Raw genomic sequence first — 22,034 nt, 5'->3', positions numbered from 1 at the left:
AGGAGGCGGCCATGACCGGGGACGAGTCGTTGACGTGGCGTGCGCTGGGCGCCGTACCGCTGTTCGCGTCGCTGCCCGAGGCGCGGCTGCGGGAGCTGTGGGCGGCGTCCGTGCCGCGCGGGTACCCCGTCGGCAGTGTGCTCAGGTCGGCGGGCGCCCCGGCGGATCACCTCCTGGTGCTGCTGCGCGGCCGGGTCGCGGCGACGGGCACGACCGGCGGCGGGCGGGTGGTCCGGTACGGGCAGTGGGACGGCCCGTGCGCGCTGGACAAGGTCGCGCTGCTCGACGGCCGGGGGCACACCGCCACGTTCACCGCCCTGGCGTTCTGCGCCGTGCGCAGTGTGCGGCGCGAGAGGTTCCTCGGCCTCGTCGACGACGTTGCCGCCGTCCGGGCCCATGTGCTCGCCGTGCTCGCCCGCCAGGCACGCGCGCAGCAGCAACGGCTCACCCAAACCGCCACCCTCCCGGCCGAGGCCCGGCTGGCCGGCTGGCTGCTGGCGCAGGCCGCCGCCTCGGCCCCGGGATCGGCGTCCGTGCGGATCCCGGGTACGCAACAGGCGCTGGCGGACACGCTCGGCGTGACGAGGGTGACCGTCAATCGGGCGCTGGCCCGGCTCCGGCGCGACGGGCTGATCCGCATCGAAGGAGGCTGTGTCCATCTGCTCGCTCCGGAGTCCCTGGCGCTGCGCGCCGGGGAGGGAGCCGGGGCTCAGGGCTTGTAGATCTTGCCGGCCTCGGGCTTGGCGGGGGCCATCAGCTCGGAGACGGTGACGACCGTGTAGCCGCGCTTCTTGAGCCCCTCCAGGATCCCCGGAACGGCGGGCACGGTGCCCTTGTAGATGTCGTGCAGCAGGATGACGCCGTCGCGGTCCACCTGGTCGAGCACCCGCTTGGTGATCAGCGCGGAGTCGGTCGTCTGGTAGTCCTTCGCGGTGACGCTCCACAGCACCTGCGCGATGCCGAGCTCGCGGCAGATCTTGGAGACCCGGTCGTCGGTGCGGCCCTGGGGCGGGCGCATGAGCAGGGGCTTCTTGGAACCGGTGATCTTGGATACGGCGTCCTGGGTGCGGGTGATCTCGTCGCGCACCTCGTCGTCGTCGGACTTGGTCAGAATCTTGTGTGTCCAGGTGTGGTTGGCCAGTTCATGGCCCTCCGCCGCGATGCGGCGCACCAGGTCGGGGTATTTGAGGACATGGTTCTTGCCGAGCATGAAGAAGGTCGCGTGCGCGTTCTCCTTCTTCAGGATGTCCAGCAGGCGGGGGGTGTTCTCGCTGGGCCCGGCGTCGAAGGTGAGGGCGACGCACTTGGCCTTCGAACAGTCGACGGACCCGGCCTTGACCTCCTTCCCATCGACCGAGGCGCGCTCGCGGGCGCTGCTCGGCGCGGTGGTGTCGTACGAGGTTCCGCAGCCGCTGAGGGCGAGCGCGAGGGAGGCGGCCGCCAGGAGCCCGGCTATCGGCGCGGTCTTACGCCTGCGGGCCGTCGATATGCTTTTACGTCTATACACGCGGTGTAGATGGAGCATCGAGGGCGAAGGTTGGCCATCGTGACCAAAAAGCGACCGCGCCGTGAAAAAAAACGCACAGGCGCGGTCGCGTGTGTGGCTATTTGCGGTATCCCGTCACCTTGCCGATCCAGGTGATGAAGTCGCCCGCGTCTTCGTTGGCGCCGTGCCCGGCGTCCCAGTACATCGCGGCGTTGACGTCGTCGCCCAGGTTCTCCAGGCAGGCGGCGAGGTTGCCGACGACGGTGAGCGAGGTGTCGCTGTCCTTGATGCCGACGCGGATCCACCAGTGCTTCGCCCGGCGGGGATTGTGCTGCCCGAGGAAGTGCATGGGGTTCATCAGGTCGAGCTTCTTCGGCAGGTCGCTGTCGAGCCGCGCACTGTCGTTGCCGGTCGCGTGGCGCAGGCTGTACAGCGTGAAGTGGCGGGCCTTGGTGGTTCCCGTGCCGAACAGGTTGTTCTCGGGCGAGGAGAGGCCGAAGGGGTCGAAAGCCGGCGCGTCCTTCTTCCGCGCCCCCACGTGCTCGAGGAAGTCGGCCCAGGTGAAGGTCGCCTTGTCGGCTGACCAGGTGATGAACGGGTTCTGGGACAGATAGCTCGCGCGGTCGGAGTCCGACAGGGCCTTGAGATACGTGGTCGCCGCCGGCTCCAGATAGGTCTTCACCAGGTACGCGTCGTAGTTGCGCGCCGTGAGGGTGCCGAAGCCGTCCTTCCCCTTCAGCCTCAGCGAGGCCTGGTAGTCGGCGAACGCGGAGCCCAGCTCCTTGGAGACGGTCTGGTCGACGAGCTGACCGGAACCGAGCTTGTTGCCGCCCCAGTTCCATTCGTACGCCATGTCGGCGTGCTCCAGGTCGGCGATGGGGCACCAGTCGCCGCTGGCGAAAATGGCGTCGCTCGCCTCGGCCGCGCCGAGCTCCCGCAGGTGCGGGTCGTACAGGGGGCTGTCCCCGGACGCGCCGAGCAGGGCGGACAGGGCGCCGCCCGCGCTGGTTCCGGAGGAGACGATCCGGTCGGTGTTCCCCGGGATGCGGCCCTTGTTGTGGCGCACGTACCGCACCGCGGCCTTCAGGTCGACGATGGCGGCCGGGGCCGTGCCGTAGTACGTGCCGGCCGAGTCGACGAGGGTCCGGCCGCGCGCGCCCGGCTCCACGACGACGTAGCCCGCCGCCAGGGCCAGCTTGGCGTTGCTGACCATCTTGGGCATGCCGCCGCCGGGACCGCCGCCGGGAGCGCCATCGCCCACCCCGGTGGCGTCCGCCACGGAGGACGGCATGTAGCCGCCCACCGAGTTGCTGAAGAGGATGGGGGCACCGTGCGCGTCGACCGCCTTGCCGTCGATCGTGACGGGCACGCTGACGTTCAGGCTCTGGTACTTCTCGTCCACCGGCTCGGCGACGTAGGTGACGGCCTTGTGGAAGTGGTAGGTCACCTCCTTGTCGCCGTCGTCCGTGGATATGGCCGTCGTCAGGACCGTGTAGGCGTCCTTGTCGAAGACCAGGGGATCCGAGGACTTCGCGACGGTCGCACCCGAGGCCTGCGAGCCGAGGGTGAATCCGGCCGTCGGCACCGCGGCGGCCGCGGTGAGCCCCATGACCACTGTCCTACGCTTCACTGGCGTCTCCTTCGCGTTCGCGGTACGTCCGGCCTTCATCCGTGTGCGAACGTAAAGCGGCCGCCAGAAAGTGTCAACAATTTCGTTGATTTCATTGCTGACACACAGGTTTGCATGGCAAACGCACAGGCCGGGGCTTTGGCGGCGGCGTTTGACAGCGGTGTCGAAGGGACGTCAGAGCGACCGGGCGAGACGGAACCCCAGGTCGTCGATGCGCAGGGTCGGGTGGCTCTTGCGGCGGCACGACGCCCGGCACCCCCGAGGAGGGTCGTACGCGCCTCCGCCGCGGAAGACCCGGTACGGGCCGTAGACGTCGGGGTCGTACAGGTCCCAGCACCACTCCCACACGTTGCCGATCATGTCGTGGAGGCCCCACGCGTTCGGCGCCTTGGCCGCGACCGCGTGCACCTGGTCGCCGGAGTTCCCGCGATACCAGGCGATCTCGTCCAGTTCGCCGTAGCGCACGCCGGAGTCCCCGGCCCGGCACGCGTACTCCCACTCCGCCTCGGAGGGGAGGCGATAGCCGTCGGCGGCCCAGTCGCAGTCCACGTCCTGCGCGTCGGGGTCCTCCTCGCTGCCCAGTGAGTAGCAGGGCGTGAGCCCGCTCGCCTCCGAGAGCAGATTGCAGAACCGGATCGCGTCCTTCCAGGAGACCTCGGTCACCGGCGTCCGCGGCCCCGCCGCGCCGCTCGCGGGCGCCTCGCCTCGTACGGAGCGGTACAGCTCGTGGGTCACGGGATGCGGCGCCAGCCGGAAGGCCGCGACCTCGACCTTCCAGTCGGTCCTTGTGCCCTCGTCCCGCAGGACGATCTCCCCGCCGGCGATCTTCACCATGCTCGTGCTCATGTTCATGGAGGCCGTGGCGGGAATCGAACCCACGTAACTCGCTTTGCAGGCGAGCCCCTCAACCACTCGGGCACACGGCCATGTCGTGCTTGTGCCCTTGAGGTTAGGGGCGCGGCGCCGGGGGTCACAACGGCCCGGCGGGCGCTGCCACGCGACTGACATACGGCGTTCATGATTGCCGGATCGGATTGACCGTGCTCCAGTCCTCCTTGCCGCGGCCTCCGGCGAGTGCCGCGGAGAACAGGGACAGGACACCGTCGAGGACCGGGTGGGAAAGCCCGTCGGCCATGCGGGACGCGTACGCCAGGTCCTTGTGTGCCCACTCCGCCGAGAAGTTGATCGGCTCGGGCGGGGTGAGGTAGCTGCTCCAGGCCAGTTCGGTGACGACACCGCCGGGGCGGTCCAGCAGGGCGGCGCCGACCTGGGCGGTGTCGAGCCCGGCGGCCTCCGCGAGCCGCAGGGCCTCGCCGAAGCCGGCCAGGTGAATCGCCTGGAGCGCGTTGAGTACGAGCTTGAAGCGGGTGCCCGACCCGGCGGGCCCGAAGTGCCTGACCTGCCATGATGCCCAGGCCCACCATTGCGACGCTCGCCATTCCGGTTCTCCCGTCCCTTCGTACCGCTGAGGCGGTACGGCGCTTGCTCGGTACGGAGCAAGTCTGCGGCGCGGGCCTCCGGGGGAGGGAGACCCGCCGAAGGGGGCCCTGGCAGGGCCCCGCACCGGCCGGTACCCGGACGTCATACTCAAGAAGTGGAAAGCATCATGGGGTTGGGAGAGTTCCTGCGCTCGCGGCGCGCCCGCGTCGCCCCGCAGGAGGCCGGACTGCCCACGGTGACGGGACGGCGCCGCACCTCGGGCCTGCGCCGGGAGGAGGTGGCGATGCTCGCCGGGGTGAGCATCGAGTACTACCGGCGCCTGGAGCAGGGCAAGCAGAACCGGCCGGGCCCCGCCGTCCTGGAGGCCATCGCGGGTGTCCTGCGCCTTGACGACGACGAGCGGGCGCACTTGTTCGCCGTCGCCCGCGCCGCGTCCCCGGCCCGCGGTTCCGGCGCCCCGCCGGAGTCCGCGCCGGCGTCACACACGCCCCGTCCCGACGTCCTGCGCATGCTGGACCTCGTCGCGCCCTGCCCGGCGTACCTCCTGAGCCGGTCGAACGACCTGCTGGCCGCCAACACCTCTGGTATGCGGCTGCTGCCCGGCATCGAGGAGTGGCCGGCCCGGCGGCGCAACACCGTCCGTTACACCTTCCTCCACCCGCGGGCGCGCCGCCTCTACGGCAACTGGGACGAGGTCGCCGCGGCGACGGTGGCCCATCTGCGGTCCGTCGCGGGTGCCCATCCCGACGCGCCCGAGCTCACCGCTCTGATCGGCGAGCTCACGGTCAAGAGCGAGGAGTTCGCGGCGCTCTGGCAGCGCTACGACGTGCGCTCACGCACCAACGGCCGCAAGTGCTTCGCGGACTCGGCGGTCGGGCGCATGGACCTGAGCTACGAGGCCTACGAGGTGGCCCGCAGCGAAGGACACCGTCTGATCGTCTACCAGGCCGAGCCCGGCAGCCCGGACCACGACGCCATGCTCCTGCTGAGCCTGACGGACGCCCCGGCCACGCCCTCGGTCACCTGAACCGGCCGGGGGCACCGTCGCTCACCGCCTGTCAGGGTGGGTGAGGAACTCCTCGACCACCGGGCGGAAGAGATCCGGCTCGTCGACCCACGGGTAGTGCCCCACCTCGTGCAGCGGCCGCACCCGCCCGTCCGGGAAGGACTCCGCGACCAGCTCGCCGGCGCGCATGCCGGTCACCGCGTCCCGGTCCCCGGTCACCACCAGCACCGGGCACCGCACCTCCCGCAGCCGCACCAGCACCGCCCGCCGCGCCGCCTCGTCCACGCCCTGCCAGAAGCCCGCGCGCGGCACCGGGCCCAGCTGCTCGCCCTCGCTCGCGGCGTGCGCGCGCTGGGGCTCGTCCCAGCGGCCGTACGCCATGGGGGCGGCCTGGAGCAGCAGCTTGCGCACCTCGCCCAGGTCCGTGGTGTCGGGCAGCATCTGGACCGCGACATAGGCGTCGGGCCACCACGGCTCGGTGGCGCGGGCCTCGAAGATCTCGCGGGCGTCCTGGGGGAGTTCGCCCTGCATCCGCGCCCCGGGGCAGACCAGGATCAGGTGCGTCAGCCGCTCGGGGTGGGCGGCGGCGTACGCCTGGGCCGTCGCGGCGGCCGCGTCGTGGGCGAGCAGCGCGAACCGTTCGAGTCCGAGGTGGCCGCGGAGCGCTTCGAGGTCCTCGGCGAGCCTGGGGAAGGCGTAGCCGACCGGGTCGGCGGCGGGCGGGGAGTCGCCGGTGCCCCGGCTGTCGGGGATGACCAGGGTGCGGTCGGCGTCGAGCCCGCCGAGGTCGCCCAGATACGCGGCGTTCCGCCCCGGCCCGCCGGCCAGGCAGACGAGCGGCGGCCGGGCGGCTCCGTCGCCGGTACGGGCCTCAAGGACGCGGTAGGCGAGTTCGACGTCGTCGTACGAGGTGTAGTGGGGCATTGGTCCAGCTTGCCTGATCGCACTGGTCACGCCGGGCCGACCGCGGCGCCGGACAGGGCCGGTCGGCGCGGGTCTCATGGCGTTGGCATCGGTTGGTCCTTCGTGGCGTTGTCGAGGGTTTCCGCGCTCAGGCCCGCCTCGTCGAGCACCTCGGCGGCCACTCCGCGGCCGATCCGGGCCAGCCCGAGGAGGAGGTGGTCGCAGTCGATGTGGGCCGAGCCCGTCTCCTTCGACCGCTCCTCCGCGAGGGCGATGGCCTTGCGGGAGAAGGGGGTCCAGGCGATCCGCTCGGCCGCCTGTGACGCTCCCATGCTCAGCCGGTCCCCGACGGTCCTGTGCAGGGTTTCGGGCGACGCGCCGGCGGCGCTCAGGAGGCGAGTGGCGCTGTTGTCCTCGGCGGTGAGGCCCCAGAGCAGGTGCTCGGTCCCGATGTAGTTGTTGCGGTGCTGCACCGCGGCCCGCTTGACGTGTGTCATGGCCTGGCGGAGCTCCTCGCTCATCGTCTCGGGGCCGTAGCGCTTGTGGGGCGCGTGGAAGCGCTGCTGCACCGCCTGCCGGGTCACGCCGAGGGCCGTTCCGATGTCCGTCCATGAGCAGCCGTGCATCCGGCAGTGCTCGACGTAGTCCTCGACCAGGTCGTCGGCGAGGGCCTGCAGCCGGCCGGCCAGGCCTGCCGCGGTGGTCAGAAGGGCCAGCCAGTCGGGCTGTTCCTGTCCGCCGGGGCGGTGGGCGGTGGTGCACGTCCGGTCGACTTCCGCGATGAGATCGTCAAGATCGGGAATCGTCATGAGGCAAGTACGCCTTGACAGTTTGGATTTGTCAAGGCGTACTTGCCTTCAGGGTTGTCTCGGTCGGAGATCCAAAAGCGGGGGAGGGGAGATGTCCACGGACTCCAAGTTGCGCTTATGCTCCGAGGGTGTTCGACTCCCGGCACATCAGGACGTTCCGCGAGGTGATCCGCGCCGGCTCGTACTCCGCCGCCGCCCGAGCCCTCGGCTATACGCAACCGGCGATCACGCAGCAGATGAAGGCGCTCGAACGGGAGGTCGGCAGCCCGCTCTTCGTCCGCGTCGGCCGCGGCATGCGGCTCACCGAGGCCGGGGAGACCCTGTCCCGCCACGCCGACATCATCCTCGACTCGATCTCCGCCGCCCGGCAGCAGCTCAACGCCATCACCCGGCTGCGCGCCGGCCGGGTGCGCCTGTGCGGCTTCCCCAGCGCCAACGCCACCCTCATCCCCGAGGCGATGGCCCGCCTCGCCGCCGCCCACCCCGGGGTGCGGGTGGAACTGTTCGAAGGCGAGCCGCCCGAGTCGCTCGGGCGGGTGGTGCGCGGCGAGTGCGACATCACGCTCGCCTTCACCTACCCCGGCCTGCGCGAACAGGCCCCCGCCGAACTGGTCGAGATCCCTCTGCTCGAAGACCAGCTGACGGTGCTGCTGCCCACCGGCCACCCGCTGGCCCGGCGGCGGGCCGTCAAGCTCGCGGAGCTGAGCGGGGAGCGGTGGATAGCGGGCTGTCTGCGCTGCCGTGCCAACTTCCTGCACGAGTGCGCGGAGGAGGGGTTCGCCCCCGACATCGCCTTCACGACGGACGACAATCTGGTCATCCAGAGCATGGTCGCGGCGGGCCTCGGCGTCGCGATGATGCCCGGGCTCGTCCTGTCCTTCCTCTGCCACCAGAAGGTCACCGGCCGCGCCCTGGAGCCCGCCTCGCGCCGCCATGTCTCCGCGTACGTGCTGCGGGAGCATCTGCGGGTGCCGGCGACGGAGGTGGTACTGGAGGAGCTGAAGGCGGTGGCGGCGAACCGGGTCGGCTGCTGACCCATAAGCAGCGGTTGGGGTCGGCGAAGAAACCGTCGTTGGACGTGATGGTTCGGGCGGCAGGACGCTGCGCCCATGACCACTCCGACCGCCTCCGCGCCGCCTGCCCTGTGCCGCACCCCGCGGGCCAGCGCGTTCGTCGACGAGGTGCGCGAGGCCGTCGGGCGGGGCCTGGCGCCGGACCTGACGGCCCATCTGGTGGCCGAGCGCCTCGTCCCCCACCTCGGCGCGCCCGACCTGCTCACCGCGGCCCAACGGCAGGGCGACCCCGCGAGCTACCGCCAGCACCTCCTGCACGCCGAACCCGACGGCAGCTTCTCCGTCGTCGCCCTCGTCTGGCTGCCCGGCCAGCACACCGCCGTCCACGACCACGTCTCGTGGTGCGTGGCCGGCGTCCACGAGGGCCAGGAGCGCGAGCGCCGCTACCACCTCGTCCCCGACGGAACCGGCTCACGCCTGGTCGCGGTGGCGGAGGTGACCAACCCGCGCGGCTCGGTGGCCGGGTTCGCGCCGCCGGGAGATATCCACAGGGTGTGGAACGCGGGTGCGGGCACGGCGGTCTCCCTCCACGTGTACGGCGCGGATGTCGGGCGGCTGGGCAGCAGCGTCCGGCGCGTGTACACCCTCCCGAACGGCGAGGAGCTGTGAGCCCGCGCCGCCGCCACCGCGCCGGGGTTCGGCACGGGTGGGCCGGGCCATGGCGCTGACGGACGCGCGCGGCGGCACCAGCGGGGCCGACGGCGCCCCGGCCGACGGCGCCCCCGACCCGGCGCGGGCGCCAGAGGCGCCCGGTCGGGCGGGGATGGCGCGCCCGGCGGCGGGGGTTTCGGCTCTCGCACCTCCCGCGTCCGCGCCCCCGCCGCCCGGCCGCGTGGCGCGGCTCGCCGCCCTCGCGCCCGGGTTTGCGCTCGGGGGGCTCGGGGTGGCGGTCGCCTGGGGTGTGCACCTGGCGCTGGGCGGGGTGCCGATGCTGACCGTGGCCGTCGTGCTGGGCATCCTCGCCGCGCATCTGCCGGGCACGCGCGGGGTCGTGCGGGGCGGCGGCCGGGCCGGGCTGTCGTTCGCCGGGAAGCGGCTGATGCGCCTCGGGGTGGTGCTGCTCGGGCTCAAGCTCAGCCTGGACGATGTGCTGGGCCTCGGCTGGGCGAGCGTGGCGATGGTGTGCGGCGTGGTCACGGCCACGTTCTTCGGCACGTGGTGGCTCGGCCGCCGGATGGGCCTCCGTGGCCACGCGGCGGAGCCGCATATCGACAACAGCCTTCCGTTGTTGGTCGCCACCGGCTACGCGATCTGCGGCGCGTCCGCGATCGGCGCGGTCAGCGAGGTGTCGGACAGCGACGAACGCGACGTCGCGACGTCCGTGGCGCTGGTGACGCTGTGCGGGACGCTCGCCGTCGCCGTACTGCCGCTGCTCCAGCACCCGCTGGGGCTGAGCGACGCGCAGTTCGGCCGGTGGGTCGGGGCGAGCGTGCACGACGTGGGGCAGGTCGTGGCGGCCGCGCAGACGGCCGGGCCGTCGGCGCTCGGCGAGGCGGTGCTCGTGAAGCTGATGCGGGTGGCGCTGCTGGCACCGCTCGTCGCGGCGGTCGCCGTCTCCGTACGGGCCCGGCGGGCGCGGGAGGCCCAGCAGGCCGAGCAGACCTCGCAGGCCCGGCTCGGCGAGGAGGCCGGGCGCACCGCCCGCGCGCGGCGGCCGCCCCTCGTGCCGCTGTTCGTCCTCGGCTTCCTGGCCATGGTCGCCCTGCGCACTACGGACCGGCTGCCGTCCGCCGCGCTCGACACCGCCGCGACCGCCCAGGAACTGCTGCTCGCTGCCGCCCTCTTCGGCCTCGGCAGCGCGGTGCACCTGCCCTCGCTGGCCCGTACGGGCGGGCGCGTGGCGGCGCTCGGGCTGTGCGCGTGGGTGGTGGTCGCGGGTGTCGGCTACAGCGGTGTGCTGCTCACGGCGTAGCCGACCGGTGCCTCGACGGCGTGGGGCCCGGCGCGGCAGCCGGGCCCCACGGGTGTCCCGAGGACACGACCGTCACGACGAGTAGATCTCGGTCATCTGCGTGATCTTGTTGTTGGAGTCGACCGCGACGTCGTAGAAGTTCAGGCCCCAGCAGTCGCTGGTGTCCGCCTTCGTCTGCCCGCCGTCGTAGCTCTTGCCGTTCGGGTCGGCACATGTCTTGACGTGCGCGATGCCGCCGTACTGGGCGGTGAGGGTCTTCTGCGTGGAGGCCTTCTTGCTGATGATCGTCACCTTGGCGTCGCCCGAGGCGACGGAGTAGGTGTTCAGCTGCCCGACCGGCTGGTAGGACGCGCCGGCGTGCGACTTCGGGTCGCAGTGCATCTTGGCGCCCTTGGCGATGATGTTGTTCATCGCGCCCTCGACGTTGTTGACCCAGATGATCTTGTGACCCGTGGCGATCGTGGGGCAGTCGCCGTTGGTCGTCTTGGTCTTCTTCTTGCTCTTCTTGCTGACCTTCTTCGCGCTGTGGCTCCCCGAGGAGCTCGAGCTGCGTTTGGAGCCGCTGTCCTTGGGGCCGCAGGCGGTGAGGGCGAGTGCCGCGGAGACGAGTACGACGGTGGCGAAAAATGGACGCTTGATGGACACGCTTCCCCCGATGTGCGGGCCTGGGCATCTGTGACCAGGCATGTGGTGAGAGTAAGGCCGTACGTCGCTCGTCATGCGGTATGTCGGCCTGGCCGAAAGCTTAGGGGCGTGAGCATGACGATTTGCTTGTTGCTTACCGAATACTGGGAGACCGGTTTCCAACCTGTGACGCTGATCGCGGGGGCGTCGGGCCTAGGGCAGAGGGCTGAAGGGATCTCCGTCCCGCGCCAGGTGTCGTCCCCGGAAACGCCTCTTACGCTGGCGTAATGACCGCCATCGACCCGCGCGACACCGACGTCGCGCACAGTCCCCCCGCGCCATCCGGAGCCAACCCCGAAGCCGAAGCCAACGCCAAAGCCGACGCCGAAGCCGACGCCGAAGCCGACGGCGGCTCCGTACTCGGGCGGCGCTACCGCGCCCTCACCCTCGGCATCGTGTCCGTCGTCTCCCTCATCGCCTTCGAGGCGAGCGCGGTCAACACGGCCATGCCGGTCGCGGCACGCGCCCTCGACGGGGTCGAGCTGTACGCGTACGCCTTCTCCGCGTACTTCACCGCGAGCCTGTTCGCGATGGCGCTGTCGGGCGAGTGGTGCGACCGCCGGGGGCCGCTCGTGCCGCTTTTCGCCGGGATCGCGGCCTTCGGGGCCGGGCTGGTGGTCTCCGGCTCGGCGCAGGACATGTGGACGTTCGTGGGCGGGCGCGCAGTGCAGGGGATCGGCGGCGGGCTGGTGATCGTCGCGCTGTACGTCCTGGTCGGCCACGCCTATCCGCAGCGGCTGCAGCCCGCCGTGCTGGCGTCCTTCTCCGCCGCCTGGGTGCTGCCGGTGATCGTCGGGCCGCTGGTCGCCGGGACGGTCACCGAGCGGGCCGGGTGGCGCTGGGTCTTCCTGTCCATCCCGGTGCTGATACTGCTGCCGCTCGCGGTGATGCTCCCGGCCCTGCGCAAGGTGGACCGGGGCGAGCCCTCCCCGGCCATGAACCGCCGCCGCATCCTCCTCGCGCTCGCGGTCGCGTCCGGCGCGGGCCTGCTGCAGTACGCGGGCCAGGACCTGGCCTGGGTGTCCCTGATCCCCGCCGCGGCGGGCCTCGCGCTGCTCGTCCCGTGCGTCCTGCGGCTGCTGCCCTCGGGCACCTTCCGGGCCGCCCGCGGGCTGCCGTCCGTGGTGCTGCTGCGCGGCATCGCGGCGGGTGCCTTCCTCGGTGCGGAGAGCTTCGTACCGCTGATGCTCGTCACCGAGCGCGGCCTGTCCGCGACCCAGGCCGGGCTCTCGCTCACCGGCGGCGGGCTGACCTGGGCGCTCGGCTCGTACACCCAGAGCCGCCCGCGCCTGGAGCCCTACCGCGAGCGGCTGATGACGGCGGGCATGCTGCTGATGGCGGTGGCCATCGGCCTGGTGCCGCTGGCGCTCGTCGAGTCGGTCCCGGCGTGGGTGGTCGCCGTGGCGTGGGTGATCGGCGGCTACGGGATGGGGCTGGTCATCTCCAGCGCCAGCGTGCTGCTCCTCAAGCTCTCCGCCCCCAAGGAAGCGGGCAGCAACGCCGCCTCCCTCCAGGTCTCCGACGCGCTCGGCAACATCACGCTGGTGGGGCTGAGCGGGGTGCTGTTCGTCGGCTTCGGGGGTGGGTCGGTCGCGGCGGCGGACCACGCGGGGGCGGCGGGGGCCGCGGCGGGGACGGGGCACGCGGGGGCGTTCGCGGCGGTGTATGTGGCGATGGCGGCGGTGGCGCTGGTGGGGGTGGGGGTGACGACGCGGCTGCGGCCTGCCACCGGAAAGCCTTAGTACCGAGTGGTACCACCCGGTACCATGCGTTCATGGGTGCTTTGAATGTGAGATTCACCGACGAAGAGCTGGACGCACTGCGGCGCCGTGCCGAGCAGGAGGGGCGGAGCATGCAGTCCTTCGCCCACGACGCCGTCATCGCGGCGATCAACGAACACTCCCGGCTGTTCAACGAGGCCGCGGCCCACGTGCTCAAGGTGAGCGAAGAGCTGAACCGCAGGCTCGCCTGATGCACTACCTCACGCTGCCCGAGCTGCTGAACCTCGCGGAGCGGCTCGGGGAGAGCGAAGTGCGCGACTACGGCCTGCTGGAGTCGGCCCTGGCCCGGCCGCAGGCGAGCGTCTTTGGACAGGACGCCTACCCGGACGTCTGGCAGAAGGCGGCGGCGCTGATGGAGTCGCTGGCCCGCAACCACGCCCTCGTGGACGGCAACAAGCGCCTCTCCTGGTACGCGACCTGGGTCTTCCTCCACGTCAACGGGCACCCGCTGAGCGCGGACTTCGACGTGGACGAGGCGGAGAGATTCGTACTCGCCGTCTGCCAGGGCGAGCTGGACGTGCCGAAGATCGCGGAGGCGCTGTCCCGGTTCGAGGGGCCCAGTGTGAGCTGAATCCCACCTCCGGGTGGACCCGGGGCGTAGCCCTCAAGCGTGAAGGACGACACCGGTAGGCTGACGCGGTCCTCGAACCCCCCGCCGACCCAGCCCGACGGAGACCGTGACTACTACCGCCTCCTCCACCACCAGCCATCACCTCTCGCCCGCCTTCCCCGGCCGGGCCCCCTGGGGTACCGCGAGCAAGCTGCGCGCCTGGCAGCAGGGCGCGATGGAGAAGTACGTACAGGAGCAGCCCCGCGACTTCCTCGCCGTCGCCACGCCCGGCGCCGGCAAGACCACCTTCGCGCTGACGCTCGCCTCCTGGCTGCTGCACCATCACGTCGTGCAGCAGGTCACGGTCGTCGCGCCGACCGAGCACCTGAAGAAGCAGTGGGCGGAGGCCGCGGCCCGGATAGGGATCAAGCTGGACCCCGAGTACAGCGCCGGGCCCCTCGGGCGGGAGTACCACGGCGTCGCCGTCACCTACGCGGGCGTCGGCGTGCGGCCGATGCTGCACCGCAACCGCTGCGAGCAGCGCAAGACGCTGGTCATCCTCGACGAGATCCACCATGCCGGCGACTCCAAGTCCTGGGGCGAGGCGTGCCTGGAGGCGTTCGAGCCGGCGACCCGCCGGCTCGCGCTGACCGGCACCCCCTTCCGGTCCGACACCAACCCCATCCCCTTCGTCGCCTACGAAGAGGGGAACGACGGCATCCGCCGGTCGGCCGCCGACTACACGTACGGCTACGGCAGCGCCCTGAACGACGGCGTTGTCCGGCCGGTCATCTTCCTCTCCTACAGCGGCAACATGCGCTGGCGGACCAAGGCCGGCGACGAGCTCGAAGCCCGGCTGGGCGAGCCGATGACCAAGGACGCCGTCTCGCAGGCCTGGCGCACCGCGCTCGACCCGCGCGGTGACTGGATGCCGAACGTGCTGCGCGCCGCCGACCAGCGGCTCACCGAGGTCCGCAAGTCCATTCCCGACGCGGGCGCGCTCGTCATCGCGACCGACCAGGACTCGGCGCGCGCGTACGCCAAGCTGATCCGCGAGATCACCGGCAGCAAGGCCACCGTCGTGCTGTCGGACGACTCCGGGGCCTCGCAGCGCATCGAGGACTTCAGCCACTCCGAGGACCGGTGGATGGTCGCGGTGCGCATGGTGTCGGAGGGCGTGGACGTGCCGCGCCTGGCCGTCGGCGTCTACGCGACCACGATCTCCACCCCCCTGTTCTTCGCGCAGGCGGTCGGCCGTTTCGTGCGGTCCCGGCGGCGCGGCGAGACCGCCTCCGTCTTCCTGCCCACCATCCCCATGCTGCTCGGCTTCGCGAACGAGATGGAGGTCGAGCGCGACCACGTCCTCGACAAGCCCAAGAAGGAGGGCGAGGAGGAGGACCCGTACGCCGAGGAGGAGAAGCTCCTCGAGGAAGCGGAGAAGCAGCAGGACGAGGACACCGGGGAGCAGGACATGCTGCCCTTCGAGGCGCTGGAGTCGGACGCGGTCTTCGACCGGGTGCTCTACGACGGCGCCGAATTCGGCATGCAGGCGCACCCGGGGAGCGAGGAGGAACAGGACTACCTCGGCATCCCGGGGCTCCTGGAACCCGACCAGGTGCAGCTGCTGCTCCAGCGGCGGCAGGCGCGGCAGATCGCGCACAGCCGCAAGAAGCCGGACACCGAGGCCGACCTGCTGGAACTCCCGGCGGAGCGGCGGCCGGTGGTCACCCACAAGGAGCTGCTCGAGCTGCGCAAGGAGCTCAACTCCTTGGTCGGGGCGTACGTCCACCAGAGCGGCAAGCCCCACGGGGTGATCCACACCGAGCTGCGCCGGGTGTGCGGCGGGCCGCCGAGCGCGGAGGCGACGGCGGGGCAGCTCCGGGAGCGGATCAAGAAGGTCCGGGAGTGGGCCACGCGGATGAGGTGACAGCGGCGGGGCGGCGGCGGTCGCGGGGCGGTGACCTCCGGCCCCGGCCCCGTCGAGGCCGTACGCGTCAACGCCGTACGTCCGCGGAAGGGCTTCCCGTAAGCCCTTCCGCCTTGTATATGAGCCCGTCGTGATCCGCGCCCCCCTGGCTATTGCCTGCCTGTGGAATCGGGGCAAATGCCTATCATTCTGGTGTGTGCGCGGCACCGCGTGGGGCGGCTCCGCTCGGATTCTGGACAAACTCTTCCGCTCAGCGGACCGGCTCGCTAGCGTTCCGGCCAACGCACACGCCCCGTGGCAGCGCCGCCGCGGAGCGCGGCCGGTGCATGCGACCATGACCGGCGGCCTCTGGCGCGCCGTCGTCGGGACCGGCGGCGCCCTCCGCGTAGAGCCGCCACTCATACGGAGGAGGGGGCGTCGTGACCGCGGAGACCTCCCAGACGCTCGACCGGGGACTGCGCGTCCTCAAACTGCTCGCCGGCACCGACCACGGGCTGACCGTGACCGAGCTGTCCACCAAGCTCGGAGTCAACCGCACCGTCGTGTACCGCCTGCTGGCCACGCTCGAGCAGCACTCGCTCGTACGCCGCGACATCGGCGGCCGCGCGCGGGTCGGGCTCGGCGTGCTGCAGCTCGGCCGCCAGGTCCATCCGCTGCTGCGCGAGGCGGCGCTGCCCGCCCTGCGCTCCCTCGCCGACGACATCGGCGCCACCGCGCACCTCACCCTGGTCGACGGCACGGAGGCGCTGGCGGTCGCGGTCGTCGAGCCGACCTGGACCGACTACCACGTCGCCTACCGGGCCGGCTTCCGGCACTCCCTGGACCGCGGCGCCGCCGGGCGGGCCATACTGGCCGCCCGCTCGGGCCGGGGCGACGACCCCGGCTATGTCCTCACCCACGGCGAACTGGAAGCGGGCGCGAGCGGCGCGGCCGCGCCCCTGGTCGGGGTGACCGGGATCGAGGGCAGCGTGGGCGTGGTGATGCTCTGCGACGCGGTGCCGGAACGGGTGGGTCCGCGTGTGGTGGACGCGGCACGCGAGGTCGCGGACGCCCTGCGCTGACGGCTGCCCCGACGCCTGGCGCCGTCCCTCCGCGCCGTCGGCTTGCGCCACCCCCAAGCGCCGACAGCCCGCGCGGACGCCTGGCGCCGACAGCCCGCGCCGACGGTCACCGCGGCCGGGGTGGCGCGCCTCGTGTGCCGGCGGTCAACTAGATTCACACCATGCCTGCCGTCTCCCCGCGCGCCCGGATCCTCGCGATCTGCTCCGCGCCCGTCCTCGCCCTCCTCGCGGTCGCCGCCTTCGCGCCGCTGCCCTACTCGGTGGCCTATCCCGGCTCGACCGTGAATGTCCTCGGTTCGGACCACGGCGAGCCGGTGATCAAGATCTCGGAGGCGAAGTCCCGCAAGACCACCGGGCAGCTGCGGATGACGACGATCGTGGCGACCGGGCCGGACGTCACGGTCCGGCTGAAGGACGTCATCAGCGGCTGGTTCAACACCCACCGCGCCGTGATGCCGCGCGACTCCGTCTACCCCGTCGGCAACTCGACCAAGGAGATCGAGGCGCACAACGTCAAGGAGATGCGGGACTCCCAGGACGAGGCCACCAGCGCCGCGCTCGGCTATCTCCATCTCTCTTCCAAAGACGTCAAGGTGCGACTGCGCCTCGCGGACGTGGGCGGACCGAGTGCCGGGCTGTTCCTCTCGCTCGGGATCGTGAACAAGCTCGACGGGGACGGCCGCGGCGGCGACCTGACCGGCGGCCGTACGATCGCGGGCACCGGCACGATCACGGCGGACGGCAAGGTCGGCGCGGTGGGCGGGGTCCCGCTCAAGGCACAGGCCGCCAAGCGGGACGGGGCGACGGTCTTCCTGGTCCCGAAGGCGGAGTGCTCGGACGCCAAGGCCGAGCTCCCCAACGGGCTGCGGCTGATCCCGGTCACCACGCTGAAGGGCGCGGTGAACTCGCTGGTGGCGCTGAAGTCGGGCGGCACGGTGCCGCACTGCTGAGAGGTGGCTGAGCGGCCGCCGAGCGGTCATTCACAGGTCGGGGCCGACTGTCCAGGCCGGCCCGGCAGGGACGGTCACAGCCGGGCCGCCAGGCCCGGCCGTGTCCCCGGCCCCGGCCCCGACGCCGCCGGCCGAGGCGTCGTGAGGCGCAGGCCCACCTCGACCAGCGTCCAGCCCAGACGGGTCCGCAGCCGGCGGCGGGCTGGGCGCGGTCGGCGCGGTGAGCGGGCGCGCAGCGCCTCGCGGCGCAGCCGCTCGGCCCGGATGCGGTGCAGCCGCAGATGGATGTCGTCGCCGTACATGGTCGTTCCCCCCAAGGTCGGTCAGTCGTCGTCGCGCGGGAAAGCGTGCAGATGGACGCGGAAGCGGGCCGAGTTCTCGACGTCCTGGCCCACTTCCTTCTCGCGGTAGCTCTGGATCACCTCGTACACCTTGTCGCGCATCTCCGCGGCGAGTTCGGGGGTGAGGCGGGTGCTCCAGTCGCTGATGTCCCAGGCGCGGCGCCACTCCTCGGGCCACTCGCGCCAGGTGCCGAGCCAAGTGGACATCTCCTCGCCGTGGGTGGTGGCGAGTTCGTACAGCATGGTGCTCATCGCACCGCGCACGGACGGGTCGGCGTTGTGCAGCAGCTCGTTGACGCCCATGCGGATGCCGCGCTGTGCGCTCTTCCACCACCGCTCGCGTCCCTTGCCGCGCTCCGGGTCCTCCACGACGAAGCCGTACCTGGCCAGCTGCCGGAGGTGATAGCTGGTGGCCCCGCTCGACTCGCCGAGGCGGTCGGCGAGTTGGGAGGCGGTGGCAGGGCCGTACTCGCGCAACGCGTCGAGCAGACGCATCCGCAGGGGGTGCGCGAGCCCGCGCAGGGAGCGGGCATCGAGGACCCGTATGTCGTCGGGTGTCGGCTTCTCGTTCTCGGCCATGGCCGGCAGCGTAAGCATGCAAAGATTCCGTTGCAAGGGTCTTTTTGCGTGGAAATCTTTGCAACGGAGTCTTTGGAAGTCGAGTGCGCCCCGGTCAATCCTCTGCCGCCTGCTTGACCAGCGGGATCATCCGCAGCGGCACCGCGTTCTCCATCACGATCGTCGTCGAGGCCCGCACAATGCCCTCAAACCCCACCACCCGGTCGATCACCCGCTGCAGATCGGCGTTGGAGCGGGCGACCAGGCGGCAGAGCATGTCGCCGTGGCCGGTGGTGGTGTGCAGTTCGAGCATCTCCGGGACGCTCGCCAGGTGGCTCCGTACGTCCGGGCCCTGGCCCTGCTTGATCTCCAGGGTCGCGAACGCGGTGACCGGATAGCCGATGGCCGCCGGGTCCACCTCGGGTCCGAAGCCCCGGATCACGCCCTGGGCCAGCAGCCGGTCCAGCCGCGCCTGAGCCGTGCCGCGCGCGACACCGAGCCGGCGGGACGCCTCCAGCACGCCGATCCGGGGCTCCTCGGCGAGCAGTGCGATCAGTCGGGCGTCGAGCCGGTCGATTCCCACGGCGGTCCTCCTGCTGTCTCCCTGTGAGTGGTCACTGTGTACAGAATGCCCGGCACATCGCCGAACCAGCTACACAGATTGACCAGCGAATCGGCGAACTGTTGCGCATCCTGAGCCATGGGTTCACGGTGAGGATATGACTGAGATCCTGGATCACATCCTGGCCGTGACGGGAGAGGCGACGGGAGAAGGCGAGCGTCGGGCGGACCCCTTCCCGGTGAAGGGGATGGACGCGGTCGTCTTCGCCGTCGGCAATGCAAAGCAGGCCGCGCACTACTACTCCACCGCGTTCGGCATGAGGCTCGTCGCCTACGCGGGGCCCGAGAACGGCAGCCGGGAGACCGCGAGCTATGTCCTCGTCTCCGGCGGCGCCCGCTTTGTGTTCACCTCCGTCATCAAGCCCACCACCGCGTGGGGCACCTTCCTCGCCGACCATGTCGCGGCCCATGGCGACGGCGTCATCGACCTGGCCGTCGAGGTGCCGGACGCGCGCGCCGCGTACGCGTACGCCACCGCCCACGGCGCCTCCGGCATCGAGGAGCCGCACGAGGTCAAGGACGAGTACGGCACGGTGGTGCTCGCCTCCATCGCCACGTACGGCGACACCCGCCACACCCTCGTCGACCGCTCCGGCTACACCGGCCCCTACCTCCCCGGCTTCGCCCCCGCCGACCCGCTGGTCGAGCCGCCCGCCCGCCGCAATTTCCAGGCCATCGACCACTGCGTCGGCAATGTCGAGCTGGGCCGGATGAACGAGTGGGTGGCCTTCTACAACGACGTCATGGGCTTCACCAACATGAAGGAGTTCGTGGGCGACGACATCGCCACCGAGTACTCCGCGCTGATGTCGAAGGTCGTCGCGGACGGCACGCGCAAGGTGAAGTTCCCGCTCAACGAGCCCGCCGCCGGTAAGAAGAAGTCCCAGATCGACGAGTATCTGGAGTTCTACGGCGGCCCCGGCGTCCAGCACATCGCGCTTGCCACGAACGACATCGTCGCGACCGTACGGGCCATGCGGGCGGCCGGCGTCCAGTTCCTGGACGCCCCGGAGTCGTACTACGACACGCTCGGCGAGTGGGTCGGTGAGACCCGGGTGCCCCTGGAGACGCTGCGCGAGCTGAAGATCCTCGCCGACCGTGACGAGGACGGCTATCTGCTGCAGATCTTCACCAAGCCGGTGCAGGACCGGCCGACCGTCTTCTTCGAACTGATCGAGCGGCACGGCTCGATGGGTTTCGGGAAGGGCAACTTCAAGGCGCTGTTCGAGGCGATCGAGCGCGAGCAGGCCAAGCGCGGCAACCTCTGACCCGCTATGTCCCCTCGCTCCTTGCATGAAAATACGAACTAAAGCTGTTACGAACTTCGGACCGTCTACACTCGGCGCGTTGCTATCCATTACAACGCCGCGTGGTGTATGGGGAGTTGTCGAGGTTCGAATGGCGCAAGACGTGCAGGAGATGTACGCCAAAGGGCGGCTGACCAGGAATAAATTCGTCCTCGGGGGACGGAAGGCCGCTGCCTCGGGCGCGTTGGGAGTGCTCGCCGTCCCCGCGCCCGACGCGGCCGAGGACGAGGCGCCGGCCGCCGAGGGCGGCGCGCGCGAGCTGCCGGCCCTGACGGCTCAGGAACAGCCTTAGCTCGGGCGCCGAGGCAGGCACCCGCTCCCGGACCACCCGCCGCCGCGTCGATCTTCCCTCCTGGGCGGACGGGTGCGAATCTGGAGCCATGGCTGACCTGATCGAAATGCTGCGGGAGGGCCTCCCCTCCGAGGCCGTCGTGACCGACCGCGACGTCATGAGCTCGTACGCCAACGACATGGCGAGCTTCTGCGAGGCGGGCACCCCGGCCGTCGTCGTCCTCCCGCGCAGCGTCGAGCAGGTGCGGCACGTGATGCGCACCGCGACCGCGCTCCGCGTCCCGGTCGTCCCGCAGGGGGCTCGTACGGGCCTGTCGGGGGCCGCCAACGCCTCCGACGGCTGTATCGTCCTCTCCCTGATCAAGATGGACCGGATCCTGGAGATCAACCCGGTGGACCGGATCGCGGTCGTCGAGCCGGGCGTGGTCAACGCCGTCCTGTCGCGCGCCGTCATGGAGCGTGGCCTCTACTACCCGCCGGACCCCTCCAGCTGGGAGCAGTGCACCATCGGCGGCAATATCGGCACGGCCTCGGGCGGGCTGTGCTGTGTGAAGTACGGCGTCACCGCCGAATACGTACTGGGCCTGGACGTCGTCCTGGCCGACGGCCGTCTGCTGAAGACCGGCCGCCGCACCGCCAAGGGCGTCGCGGGCTATGACATGACCCGGCTGTTCGTCGGCTCCGAAGGCAGCCTCGGCATCGTCGTCCGCGCCGTGCTGGCCCTCAAGCCCGCCCCGCCCCAGCAGTTGGTCCTCGCCGCCGAGTTCCCCTCCACCGCGGCCGCCAGCGACGCCATCTGCCAGATCATGGAGCGCGGACACACCCCCTCGCTGCTCGAACTCATGGACCGCACCAGCGTCCGCGCGGTCAACGCGCATGCGAACATGGGCCTCCCGGACTCCACCGAGGCCCTGCTCCTGGCCGCCTTCGACACCCCGGACCCCGCCGCCGACCTCGCCGCCGTCGGCGAGCTGTGCACCGCCGCGGGTGCCGCCGAGGTCGTCCCCGCCGAGGACGCCGCCGAGTCCGACCTGCTGCTGCAGGCCCGCCGGCTGACCCTCCCGGCCCTGGAGGCGGTCAAGGGCGTCACCATGATCGACGACGTCTGCGTCCCGCGCTCGCAGCTCGCCGCGATGATCGACGGGACCGCCGCGATCGCCGAGAAGTACGGCCTGACCATCGGCGTCGTCGCCCACGCCGGCGACGGCAACACTCACCCGACCGTCTGCTTCGACGCCTCGGACCCGGACGAGTCGCGGCGCGCGCGGGGGTCCTTCGACGAGATCATGTCGCTGGGCCTCGAGCTGGGCGGCACGATCACGGGGGAGCACGGGGTGGGGGTGCTCAAGCGCGAGTGGCTGGCACGGGAACTCGGCCCGGTGGGGGTGGAGTTGCAGCAGGGCATCAAGCAGGTCTTCGACCCGCTGGGCCTGCTGAACCCGGGCAAGCTCTTTGTGTAGCTCGCGATCAAACCCTGCGCGCTACGCGACAGTGTTCACCTGGTTCTGGCGAGGATGCCCCGGCGTTCACGCCGGGGAGGAATCGCCTCCCGTCCTGGCGATGCGGAGCGTCGCCGTATCCGCTTTTCCACGGGCGCGGCGCGCTCGCACGGCCACCGGGCAGACAGGAAAGCGAACATCCGTCCCATGGGTCACCGGGGTGGATGGCCGCTGAGGAAGGGGCGGTCGCGTGTGCGGTTGTCGT

At 71.3% G+C, this 22,034-nt stretch carries 24 protein-coding genes and 1 tRNA gene; 14 read left to right on the top strand and 11 right to left on the bottom strand.

The genetic code is table 11. The annotated features are described in order from the left end of the window. The first annotated feature begins 11 nt into the window (after positions 1-11). Entirely contained in the window at positions 12-722 is a 711-nt protein-coding gene (locus PV419_RS50750; protein ID WP_319700874.1) for a Crp/Fnr family transcriptional regulator, read from the top strand. Here the strand turns inward: PV419_RS50750 and PV419_RS50745 are convergent. From PV419_RS50745 to PV419_RS50725, 5 genes are all read right to left on the bottom strand, one after another. After that, a complete protein-coding gene (locus tag PV419_RS50745) occupies positions 710-1,525 on the bottom strand; it encodes a polysaccharide deacetylase family protein (protein ID WP_415925556.1) in 816 nt (271 codons plus the stop codon). The two genes, PV419_RS50750 and PV419_RS50745, sit on opposite strands and share 13 nt — an antisense overlap. A gap of 79 nt (positions 1,526-1,604) precedes the next feature. After that, entirely contained in the window at positions 1,605-3,155 is a 1,551-nt protein-coding gene (locus PV419_RS50740; RefSeq protein WP_415925555.1) for a subtype B tannase, read from the bottom strand. A 135-nt stretch (positions 3,156-3,290) separates the two neighbouring features. Then, positions 3,291-3,950, bottom strand: coding sequence for a formylglycine-generating enzyme family protein (locus tag PV419_RS50735; protein WP_319700871.1), 660 nt, complete (start codon positions 3,948-3,950; stop codon positions 3,291-3,293). Positions 3,951-3,967: 17 nt separating this feature from the next. Then, a tRNA-Cys gene (locus PV419_RS50730) sits at positions 3,968-4,042 on the bottom strand. An 89-nt stretch (positions 4,043-4,131) separates the two neighbouring features. Beyond that, the gene (locus PV419_RS50725; protein WP_319700870.1) at positions 4,132-4,701 is read right to left on the bottom strand and encodes an NAD-binding protein; all 570 of its coding nucleotides are present in this window, start codon (positions 4,699-4,701) and stop codon (positions 4,132-4,134) included. A gap of 9 nt (positions 4,702-4,710) precedes the next feature. Here PV419_RS50725 and PV419_RS50720 point away from each other — a divergent pair, with 9 nt between their 5' ends. Then, positions 4,711-5,583 (top strand): helix-turn-helix transcriptional regulator, encoded by an 873-nt coding sequence (locus tag PV419_RS50720; RefSeq protein WP_319700869.1) that lies wholly within the window; start codon positions 4,711-4,713, stop codon positions 5,581-5,583. Positions 5,584-5,604: 21 nt separating this feature from the next. Here the strand turns inward: PV419_RS50720 and PV419_RS50715 are convergent, their stop codons facing one another. Continuing rightward, entirely contained in the window at positions 5,605-6,486 is an 882-nt protein-coding gene (locus tag PV419_RS50715; protein ID WP_319700868.1) for an alpha/beta hydrolase, read from the bottom strand. A gap of 74 nt (positions 6,487-6,560) precedes the next feature. Beyond that, positions 6,561-7,274 carry a Clp protease N-terminal domain-containing protein gene (locus PV419_RS50710; RefSeq protein WP_319700867.1) on the bottom strand — a complete coding sequence of 238 codons (714 nt, stop codon included), beginning with the start codon at positions 7,272-7,274 and terminating at the stop codon, positions 6,561-6,563. Positions 7,275-7,402: 128 nt separating this feature from the next. Between PV419_RS50710 and PV419_RS50705 the strand changes: the two genes are divergently transcribed. From PV419_RS50705 to PV419_RS50695, 3 genes are all read left to right on the top strand, one after another. Continuing rightward, the gene (locus tag PV419_RS50705; protein WP_319700866.1) at positions 7,403-8,308 is read left to right on the top strand and encodes a LysR family transcriptional regulator; all 906 of its coding nucleotides are present in this window, start codon (positions 7,403-7,405) and stop codon (positions 8,306-8,308) included. Between the two features lie 75 nt (positions 8,309-8,383). Beyond that, positions 8,384-8,956, top strand: a complete 573-nt coding sequence (locus PV419_RS50700; protein WP_319700865.1) for a cysteine dioxygenase family protein — start codon at positions 8,384-8,386, stop codon at positions 8,954-8,956. 154 nt (positions 8,957-9,110) lie between these two features. Beyond that, positions 9,111-10,259 (top strand): YeiH family protein, encoded by a 1,149-nt coding sequence (locus tag PV419_RS50695; RefSeq protein WP_415925558.1) that lies wholly within the window; start codon positions 9,111-9,113, stop codon positions 10,257-10,259. 72 nt (positions 10,260-10,331) lie between these two features. Here the strand turns inward: PV419_RS50695 and PV419_RS50690 are convergent, their stop codons facing one another. Beyond that, positions 10,332-10,904 (bottom strand): hypothetical protein, encoded by a 573-nt coding sequence (locus tag PV419_RS50690; protein WP_319700863.1) that lies wholly within the window; start codon positions 10,902-10,904, stop codon positions 10,332-10,334. A 266-nt stretch (positions 10,905-11,170) separates the two neighbouring features. On the opposite strand from PV419_RS50690, the gene PV419_RS50685 reads away from it, so the two are divergent. From PV419_RS50685 to PV419_RS50660, 6 genes are all read left to right on the top strand, one after another. Further along, positions 11,171-12,685 carry an MFS transporter gene (locus PV419_RS50685; protein WP_319700862.1) on the top strand — a complete coding sequence of 505 codons (1,515 nt, stop codon included), beginning with the start codon at positions 11,171-11,173 and terminating at the stop codon, positions 12,683-12,685. Between the two features lie 32 nt (positions 12,686-12,717). Then, the gene (locus tag PV419_RS50680) at positions 12,718-12,915 is read left to right on the top strand and encodes an Arc family DNA-binding protein (RefSeq protein ID WP_065960099.1); all 198 of its coding nucleotides are present in this window, start codon (positions 12,718-12,720) and stop codon (positions 12,913-12,915) included. Next, positions 12,915-13,295, top strand: coding sequence for a type II toxin-antitoxin system death-on-curing family toxin (locus PV419_RS50675; RefSeq protein WP_319700861.1), 381 nt, complete (start codon positions 12,915-12,917; stop codon positions 13,293-13,295). The genes PV419_RS50680 and PV419_RS50675 overlap by 1 nt, the downstream gene beginning before the upstream one ends. Positions 13,296-13,401: 106 nt before the next feature. Further along, entirely contained in the window at positions 13,402-15,201 is a 1,800-nt protein-coding gene (locus PV419_RS50670) for a DEAD/DEAH box helicase (protein ID WP_319700860.1), read from the top strand. A 419-nt stretch (positions 15,202-15,620) separates the two neighbouring features. Beyond that, positions 15,621-16,262 carry an IclR family transcriptional regulator gene (locus PV419_RS50665; protein WP_319700859.1) on the top strand — a complete coding sequence of 214 codons (642 nt, stop codon included), beginning with the start codon at positions 15,621-15,623 and terminating at the stop codon, positions 16,260-16,262. Positions 16,263-16,423: 161 nt separating this feature from the next. After that, positions 16,424-17,212, top strand: a complete 789-nt coding sequence (locus tag PV419_RS50660) for a S16 family serine protease (RefSeq protein WP_319700858.1) — start codon at positions 16,424-16,426, stop codon at positions 17,210-17,212. 74 nt (positions 17,213-17,286) lie between these two features. Here the strand turns inward: PV419_RS50660 and PV419_RS50655 are convergent, their stop codons facing one another. From PV419_RS50655 to PV419_RS50645, 3 genes are all read right to left on the bottom strand, one after another. Beyond that, positions 17,287-17,514: a hypothetical protein gene (locus PV419_RS50655; protein WP_319700857.1), complete on the bottom strand. Its 228-nt coding sequence runs from the start codon at positions 17,512-17,514 to the stop codon at positions 17,287-17,289. 21 nt (positions 17,515-17,535) lie between these two features. After that, positions 17,536-18,132 (bottom strand): helix-turn-helix domain-containing protein, encoded by a 597-nt coding sequence (locus PV419_RS50650; RefSeq protein WP_319700856.1) that lies wholly within the window; start codon positions 18,130-18,132, stop codon positions 17,536-17,538. A gap of 94 nt (positions 18,133-18,226) precedes the next feature. Beyond that, positions 18,227-18,694 carry an Lrp/AsnC family transcriptional regulator gene (locus tag PV419_RS50645; RefSeq protein ID WP_319700855.1) on the bottom strand — a complete coding sequence of 156 codons (468 nt, stop codon included), beginning with the start codon at positions 18,692-18,694 and terminating at the stop codon, positions 18,227-18,229. 226 nt (positions 18,695-18,920) lie between these two features. Here PV419_RS50645 and hppD point away from each other — a divergent pair, with 226 nt between their 5' ends. The 3 genes from hppD (at position 18,921) to PV419_RS50630 (ending at position 21,790) form a co-directional block, all read left to right on the top strand. Next, positions 18,921-20,000, top strand: a complete 1,080-nt coding sequence (gene hppD, locus PV419_RS50640; protein ID WP_319700898.1) for a 4-hydroxyphenylpyruvate dioxygenase — start codon at positions 18,921-18,923, stop codon at positions 19,998-20,000. Positions 20,001-20,130: 130 nt separating this feature from the next. Then, positions 20,131-20,331 (top strand): hypothetical protein, encoded by a 201-nt coding sequence (locus tag PV419_RS50635; protein ID WP_319700854.1) that lies wholly within the window; start codon positions 20,131-20,133, stop codon positions 20,329-20,331. An 88-nt stretch (positions 20,332-20,419) separates the two neighbouring features. Beyond that, positions 20,420-21,790 carry an FAD-binding oxidoreductase gene (locus PV419_RS50630; RefSeq protein ID WP_319700853.1) on the top strand — a complete coding sequence of 457 codons (1,371 nt, stop codon included), beginning with the start codon at positions 20,420-20,422 and terminating at the stop codon, positions 21,788-21,790. The last annotated feature ends 244 nt before the right edge of the window (positions 21,791-22,034 follow it).

This window comes from Streptomyces sp. ME19-01-6 (assembly GCF_033793745.1).
Taxonomy (GTDB): Bacteria; Actinomycetota; Actinomycetes; order Streptomycetales; family Streptomycetaceae; genus Streptomyces.
This window is presented reverse-complemented; position numbering and strand designations above follow the sequence as displayed.